Source organism: Streptomyces sp. NPDC050549, assembly GCF_040655035.1.
In the GTDB taxonomy this organism is placed as follows: Bacteria; Actinomycetota; Actinomycetes; order Streptomycetales; family Streptomycetaceae; genus Streptomyces.
In genome coordinates this window covers 1-7622 of sequence record NZ_JBFAJD010000093.1, presented here as the reverse complement: position 1 = coordinate 7622, position 7622 = coordinate 1, and the positions used below count along the sequence as shown (strand labels likewise).

At 66.2% G+C, this 7622-nt stretch carries 7 protein-coding genes and 1 pseudogene; 3 read left to right on the top strand and 5 right to left on the bottom strand.

The annotated features are described in order from the left end of the window. Window positions 1-200: 200 nt before the first annotated feature. The 5 genes and pseudogenes from AB0I51_RS47940 to AB0I51_RS47920 form a co-directional block, all read right to left on the bottom strand. Window positions 201-623, bottom strand: a complete 423-nt coding sequence (locus tag AB0I51_RS47940) for a pyridoxamine 5'-phosphate oxidase family protein (protein ID WP_362985771.1) — start codon at window positions 621-623, stop codon at window positions 201-203. A gap of 1025 nt (window positions 624-1648) precedes the next feature. Continuing rightward, window positions 1649-2077 (bottom strand): SsgA family sporulation/cell division regulator, encoded by a 429-nt coding sequence (locus tag AB0I51_RS47935; protein WP_362985769.1) that lies wholly within the window; start codon window positions 2075-2077, stop codon window positions 1649-1651. A 330-nt stretch (window positions 2078-2407) separates the two neighbouring features. Further along, a complete protein-coding gene (locus AB0I51_RS47930; RefSeq protein ID WP_362985767.1) occupies window positions 2408-2824 on the bottom strand; it encodes an STAS domain-containing protein in 417 nt (138 codons plus the stop codon). Window positions 2825-3206: 382 nt separating this feature from the next. Further along, a pseudogene (locus tag AB0I51_RS47925) lies at window positions 3207-4109 on the bottom strand (IS3 family transposase); the annotation flags it as partial. 11 nt (window positions 4110-4120) lie between these two features. After that, window positions 4121-4426 carry a transposase gene (locus tag AB0I51_RS47920; RefSeq protein ID WP_362985765.1) on the bottom strand — a complete coding sequence of 102 codons (306 nt, stop codon included), beginning with the start codon at window positions 4424-4426 and terminating at the stop codon, window positions 4121-4123. 371 nt (window positions 4427-4797) lie between these two features. On the opposite strand from AB0I51_RS47920, the gene AB0I51_RS47915 reads away from it, so the two are divergent. From AB0I51_RS47915 to AB0I51_RS47905, 3 genes are all read left to right on the top strand, one after another. Then, window positions 4798-5367: a DUF4232 domain-containing protein gene (locus AB0I51_RS47915; RefSeq protein ID WP_362985763.1), complete on the top strand. Its 570-nt coding sequence runs from the start codon at window positions 4798-4800 to the stop codon at window positions 5365-5367. 482 nt (window positions 5368-5849) lie between these two features. Beyond that, window positions 5850-6560, top strand: a complete 711-nt coding sequence (locus AB0I51_RS47910; protein WP_362985761.1) for a hypothetical protein — start codon at window positions 5850-5852, stop codon at window positions 6558-6560. 58 nt (window positions 6561-6618) lie between these two features. Next, the gene (locus tag AB0I51_RS47905) at window positions 6619-7116 is read left to right on the top strand and encodes a CinA family protein (protein ID WP_362985759.1); all 498 of its coding nucleotides are present in this window, start codon (window positions 6619-6621) and stop codon (window positions 7114-7116) included. Window positions 7117-7622: the final 506 nt, after the last annotated feature.

The window sequence follows — 7622 nt, the reverse complement described above, 5'->3', positions numbered from 1 at the left end:
AGACACTCCCGACGATTTTCGGGCGAATTCAGCCGACATCACACGAAGATCAATAGTCACCCTGCGTACGCGCCCACAGGAAGTGGACCAGAGCCCACGGAGAGTCACACAGCCGATCCGGTGAGGCTGATCGCTGCAAGTCGTTGCAGCGTTAGGCGAGAACCTGCCCGTCGGGGTGCTCGCCGCGGGCGGTGCCCGTGTCAGCGCTCGATGCGGTAGCCGGCGACGATCTCGGCCGAGATCCTGACCACGTGGTCCAAGTCCCTGTCGGTCCAGGCCATGAGCGACTGCTGATAGCGAAGGACATCCGACGCGGCCGTGACCGGGCTGGCCCGCCCGGTGACCATGACACTCCAGCCGGTGCGGGTGCCCGGATCGAGCCAGTCGGCTTCATAGACCACCACTTCAGTAACCGGCGGGGTACGCAGCAGCGCCGAAGCAGTGTGCGTGCGAATGACGATGTGATCGCCGTCGACGAGGTGATTGACCGGTCGGATCACGGGCAGCGCCTGGTGGGAGAAACCAACGCGGCCCATCGGGACACTCGCCAGCAGTGCCAGGGACTCCTCCCGGCCCAGTTCGATCATCCGGCCCGCGGAAGAGCCGGGATACGGGACGGTCATGACACCTCCTGACGGGACAGGGTCCTCCCCGCCTGGCAGGACAGCGTCGGCTGCCGAAGACAGCGTTGCGGCAGCTTGTGCTCCTGCCGAGCGCGGACGTCTGCAAAGCGGAAAGAGCACGCGTGTTGTTCTCCTTCGTGTCGGCAGAATGTCCGTGCAGCCCCACAGGAGACCAGGGGCAGTTCGGCCCTGGGCAGGACCAGTCGGCCCCATCGCCGCCGTCGCCTGCCTAATCGCTCCTGCGCAAGGATTGCGCGCTGGACCGGGGAGCCACTCGTGTGGAAGACCCGCCAAGCAATCTGCGTAGGGGCTCAAGCCAGCTTCGTGATCTTCGGGGGTGAGCCCGGTTCCGATCTTCGACAACACAGAGGGGTAGCGCGCTGAACTCCTGCGAGTGGAAGGGCGGGTGTGCGACTGTGGTGACGGCCGGGTCCGCCGCTTCCCCCGTAGCGGTGGGTCCGGCCGTCTGAGCATGTGAGCGTGGGTGACGGTAGGCGGCTGGTCCGGACGGACGACGAACTGCCGTGAGGGCGCGTCAGACTCGACAGCACCGCGGGCAAGCTCACAGGGCACCCACGCGCAGCGTGGACACTCTGCGTGGATCCGGCCGACACCCACGTCGCAGAGATGAGCGATCCCGCACGGCCCCTACCTGCACCACATGGCGGGACGCCACCGACTACAGCTACCGGTCTTCGGCAGCTTCGACGACCGCAACTGATAGCGGCATATGACCATCGGCAGCGTCGGCAACCGTTCGATCCCGTGTGAAGCAGCCCTACCAAACGAGTTGAAGCACCAGTTCCGCCAAGAAGGCAACTGCATGACGCCCTTGAATTCCGGGCCGCAGGCAACCACCGATGCCAGGTCTCCCGATCGGCGACACCGAATCCACCGATCGGGAGACAGCAACCACACCCACCTCAACGCCGCTTCTCTCAGTCCGGCGCCCTGAGAAAATCAGCATGACCCCCGAAACGCCTGGTGCCCGGCTTCCTGATCCATCAAGGTGAACAGGAGCCGCCTCACCAGGCCGTGAGCAAATCATCGAGCGCCCTGTCGAGGTGGAGGCGGTAGCAGGGGCTGTGGTGCTCCAGCCCCAGGGGCGCCAGGGCATGGGTACGACCGAGGAACGAAACGAGCGGCAGCGCCGGGAAACTCACCGCCGCTTCACCGTCCGCCCCGCGCAACCGGATCACCACGCGCCCCGGCTCCCCCCATGCGATCGGGATCACCCGGACGTCGCCCTCTCCGCAGGGGTACTGCACTCCGCCAGCCAGGAGATCGCGGGCGAAACACCACGTGACCTCTCGCTCGCCGTCCGGACGGAAGACCAGCCGGACGGCGAAAGGGTCACAGACGTCGAACTCCAGGTCCACCGCCACAGGGTGAAGCTCCTCGGCAGCGACCACCAGGGCCGCCGCCACACGCCGACGCACCAGGCCGCCGCTCATGAGGCTCTGCGCCTGAGGCCACGTTCACCTCTGTGCAGAGCATCCGCGCAGACTGTTGTACTCATTTCCGATTTACATGGAATCTTCATAATCCTTCCAACGACGGTGCAGTTGCTTGGGTCACCCTGCGGCTTCCGCTCGCCGGGTACCTGCGGCTCCGCCTCGTAGTGGTGGTCCTCGCGCAGGAGAGCCGACGCCCTCGGGCCCGGTGCCGGCCCGCCTGCGGTTCATGGCTTGCGGCCGTCCATGCGGCATCGGCACGTGAACTGGGCCAGTGGAGCAGAACCAGCGAGACGATCATGGGAGTCAGCGTAAGAACGGCAAACGTCATCAGAAGCCCCCGCCGGCAGAGGACCAGCGTTCCGTTGCCCCGGGAGGCATGAGCCACGTATGTGCGTCGGCCAGCCGCAGCAAGCGTGTGGCCTGACGGGACGCGGCAGTGATCTCCATGCTGCGACCGCGCATACACCAGTGGGACAGGACGGCCAGCAGCGCCGAGTCGCAGAAACTCAAGCCCGCGAGGTCAAGAAGCAGGTGGCGGTAGCCATAAACCGGTGCCACCGCCAGGACGACCCTCAAGGGCGCCAATGTGAAGTGGTCCAGGGCGCCGGACGCGCGGAGCGCGAGTGTGTCGCCCTCGGTGCGACAGTCCCGTACAGCTATGTCACACGGAGCGGCCGTGTCCTCCGGGACAGCGCGGGCGTCGTCGGACACAGACGGCGAAGCGGTCACGGTCAGCATGGTCATGCATGCGGCACTCATGCCTGCTACAACCCGCTGGCGCGGCCATTAGGTACGCGCACGGAACACCGTTCACCCTGCTCAGCGCCGGTTTACCCCACTGAGTGGGAAATCCTTTGACCGCAGGAGTGAAGCTCACGCACACCGCATCACAAACCCAGAACAATGGAATGCACCACAGGACGGTGGCTTCACCGGGAAGGTCGTTTCCCGTCCATCGCACCGGCCACACGGGCATCCGGATCGTGCGCTGAGGTGTCCGCACCCACATCAGCCGCCACGAGGACCTCGCAGCGAGCGGACACGTCGTCAAGTGCCTGGCGGCGTTTGTCGCCGGTGACGACGAGGAGCTGTCTGAAGTTCCCCCGGCGGGCTGGACAGCGGGTTCTTACGCTGCCGGGGCGAGGTTCTGCCTGAGCAGGGATCTCGTTTCGAGCGGGGTGACGTATCCGTAGTCGGGGTGCCAGCGGAGCCGGCTGCGGTTGTACTCGACCTCGACGTACCGGAAAACGTCGGCCCGGGCTGCCTCGCGGGTTTCCCAGACGGTCGTCCCGATCTCGGCTTTCAGGAGGGCGAACCAGCTTTCCGCGGCGGCATTATCGTAACAAGAGCCGACGCGCCCCATCGACTGCCTCATGCGCAACTTGCGTATTTCTGTGCGGAATTCGTCACTCGTGTATTTACTGCCGCGATCCGTGTGCATGATGCAACCGCGCTCCAGGCCGCCACGCCCGGCCGCCATCCGCAGGGCGGCGACCGGCAGCTCGGCGCGGTGGTGGTCGGCCATCGCCCAGCCGAGCACCTCCCGCGTCGCGAGATCGATGCAGGTCGCCAGATACAACTTCCCCTCCAGCGTGACCAGTTCGGTCATGTCGCCGACCAGCCGCATCCCGGGCCGGGGCGCGGTGAAGTCCCGGCCGATCAGATCGAGGGCGAACACCGCCCGCTTCGCCTGTCGGGTCAGGCCCCCACGCCGGCGGCGGGTGATCCCGGTGATCCGGTGTCTGCGCATCAGCCGCTCGACCTTCTTGGCGTTCACCGCCCGCCCGGCCCGCCGCAGGGCGGCGTGGATTCGCGGAGCCCCGTAGGCGCCGCGAGATCCCGCGTGGAGCACCCGGATCTCGCCGACCAGCACTTCCTCGGCCCGCTCCCGCATCGCCCGGCCCGGCTCCGAAGCCTTGTGCGCGTAGTAGGTGGAACGCGGCACCCCCAGCACACGGCACAGAAAAGCAACGCTGTGACCTGCGGGATTCTCCTCCGATGCCTTCTCCGCATCGATGAAGCGACACCGTGCGCCGGTGTTTACCTCATCTTGTCCTGAGCGAAGAAGGCGGTCGCTTTTCCCAGCACCTCGATCGTGGCCTCCTGCTCGCGGACCTTCCGCCGCAGCCGGACCAGCTCCTCACGCTCCGCAGTGGTCAACGCCCCCGCGGGTCCCTCGCCGCGGTCGACCTTCGCCTGCTTCACCCACCCGCGCAGCCCTTCCGGACTCACACCCAGATCCCGCGCGACCTCGGTGACCGTCTTCTCCGAAGACAACGCCAAGGCGACCGCATCCCGCTTGAACTCGGCCGTGTACCGCTTACTCGTATTGCTCTTCTTACTCACTACCTGTGACTGCTTCCTCCGGGACCATCCGTCCCAGTATCAAGCTGTCCAGCCGACAGGGGGAACTTCAGACTTCGACGGACGCGAGTTTGTGTCGTCGGAGTTTGGTCGCCGCAGGTCGGCGACTCGGCGCACCTTCGGTGCGCGCCGGGGGGCGTGGTAGAACCCGTGGCGCGCTGGAGGTGCTTCCGCCTGCTCTGACGGCCATCTGCACGGGTGCAGCCTTTCGTCACCGTTCCGTCACAGGAGGCGCCGCACGGAACCTGCCGCTCTCCCGCCCTGTCTGCACTCACGAACCACGACCACGCGTACCGCGGGGCGACAACCGACGACCGAAACCCGCGGACGAGACGACTCAGGGGGACGACAGCATGCGGCACAGCAACGGCATTCGCAGGGCGGTTCTGGCGACGACGGCGGTCACGGCCGTCGCAGCGGCGGTGACCGGCATCCTGCCCGGCACCGCCATGGCAGCGAGCACCACCACCTCCACCCCGCCGCCCGCCTGCCCGGCCTCCGCCCTCCAGGTCAGCGCCTGGCAGGCCGTCCACCGGCCCGTCGGGACCGGGACCGGGGCGGCGGTCGTGCAGTTCACCAACGTCTCCCGGAAGACGTGCGTCCTGAAGGGCCACCCGACAGTCGCGGGCGCCGGCAACGGCTCCCCCGCCCACAACACCCCGCTCAAGGTCACCCCCACCGGCAGGGCGACCACCGTGACGGTCCGGCCGCACGGCAAGGCATGGGTGAAGCTGACCTTCGTCCAGGTCCAGGGCGAGGGCGACGGCTACTGCGTGTCGGGCAAGACCCCGAAGGCCTATCCGACGATGGTCATCGGGCTGCCGCACTCCGGAAAGCATCAGGTCGCCCTGAACGACGGGGTGTGGGCCGAGTGCGACAACAAGGTGACCGTCACCCCGGTCTCGGCAGTCAAGCCTTCCTGACCCTCGTCCCCACAAATCGAGCAGCCTGCAGGACGATCGCAACGCCCTGACCTGCACGTTTACGAGGCGCTGCACATAAGTGCAGGTCGGCGACTCAGCGCACTGGAGGTGCGCCGAGTCGCCGACCTGCGGTGATCGAACTCCGACGACACAAACTCGCGTCCGTCGAGGTCCGATGGCAAACGGTCAAGATCCAGTGGCACGGGACATTGGTGTCCCGCGCCCATCGAAGTTTGATCAGTGCGGAGTGCGGTGGGTCGGAGGTGGCGGCGAGGCAGCTCACGGAGGCGTACGGGCGTGTACGGCCCCACCCGATATCCACGCCCCGGCCCAGTCCCCACGCGGACAATAATGCGCACAAAACAACATAATTAGTTCACTTACGTAAGGTAATCTCTATATCCGCTTCAACTCGACCATTCTGATTGACAGTCAAGTTCCGAGCAGGCGAGGGTTTCCCTGCGCACCAGCAGGGGGTGGGAGTGGGTGACCGTGATGGCCTTCAGGGGTTCCTGACGTTCCTCGGGGCAGGGCTGAACGCCACCGCGTCCATCATCGTCGGGCTCGCCGCGGGCAAGAGTGACAACAACCGGGCCTTCCTCGTGTTCAGCGCTGTTTTCCTGGGGATTCTCGGGGTCTCGCTGTTCGTGATGGTCCTGATGAACCGGCGGAGACGCGTCCCAGCCGCCCCCTCCGTGGATGGCCTGCTCGCCACGAACAGTGACGCGAGGCCGGCGACGTATGACGTATTCCTTTCGAGCCCCATGGCCTCCCTTCCCTCCGATGAGGCCTACGAGTCCCACCGACACGGAATCCTCCGCATCGTGGAAGCCCTGGAACGCAATTGCCGGTTCAAGGTCTATTACGCGGGTGAGCAGCGCCCCACCACGGCCAGTTTCGAACGGCCGGACGTGGGCGCGCACCACGACTTCGCCGCCCTGCGCGAAAGCGCACGCTTTTTGCTGGTGATGCCACAAGACCTGGTGTCGAGTTCCTACGTCGAGGCCGGATACGCCTTGGCACTTGGCATACCCTCCGTCTACTACCACCAGAGCGACATCCGCTTACCATTCATGCTCCGTCAGGCCGCGCAGTACAGCACGGACTTCCCGCGCTGCAAGGAGTACGAGTACCAGCAGATAGACCACATCGTTGATGACATAGAGGGGAACGGGACATCCCTTTTCGGCTGATCTCATGAGCTTTCACGGCAACGGGCACCCAAACGGCGGCCTCCACAGAGGAGTCTTTGTGACACTGCAGGACATCGCGGCACGACTCGGTGCGTTGCTCCGTGCCGGCGGCCTGTCCGTCAGCACGGCAGAATCCCTGACAGGCGGCATGCTCGGCGCGACGATCACCACCACCCCCGGTGCATCGGACTACTACCGCGGGGGAGCAATCACGTACGCGACGGACTCCAAGGCGACGGTCCTCTCCGTCGCCAAGGCGACCCTCGCCTCCGACGGCCCGGTGAGCCCTGAGACGGCCGAACAGATGGCGCGCGGCGTACGGGAGCTGTTCGGGAGCTCCCTTGGTGTCTCGACAACCGGCGTCGCCGGCCCCACCGGCCAGGATGGCAAACCCGTGGGACTCGTCTACATCGGCATCTCCGACACAGAGCGCACCGTGAGTCACGAGTTCAGAAGTAGCGGATCGACGCGCGACGAGGTCCGCCGCCAGACCGTGGAGCGGGCACTGAGTCTGCTGGTTGACCAGCTGGAGAAGAGCGGAGAAGACCGGCGGTAAGCCGTGTGGGGCTTCGAGCGAACCCGTCGACCCCTCCAGCAGCAGGCTGATCACGAATCCTGCTGCCCACAATGACTCAGCCGGGTATGAAGCGTCATGTCTCGGCAGATGCTGCACCACGCACACTTCGATGGCACACGCTCAAGGTTCTGGCTCCGGACAGTTGACTGTCCGGAGCAGGTCCACCGGTCCGGGCCCGCCAGGGCTCGAATCGTACTCGGAGGCGATGGTGGCGGCTTTCCCGGCGGGGGCTTCTGTTGTCAACGGAGCTGCCCTCGCCGGTACGTGGCCCTGGTTGTCGCGGCCCTCGCCGGTGCCGCGGCGGCCGGCGTCACGACACCGGCACCCACTCCCCCACACAAGACTCTCCGACGCCCTGGCAGGCAAGGGCAGTTGCTGCATACCGGCGGGACCGCGTCGGTCGGTTCCTCCCTTCGGGGGCTGGACTGGAGCCAGAAGAGCTGGCGACCGCGCCCAACAGCCGTGCTGACAGGGGGGAGTGTCTA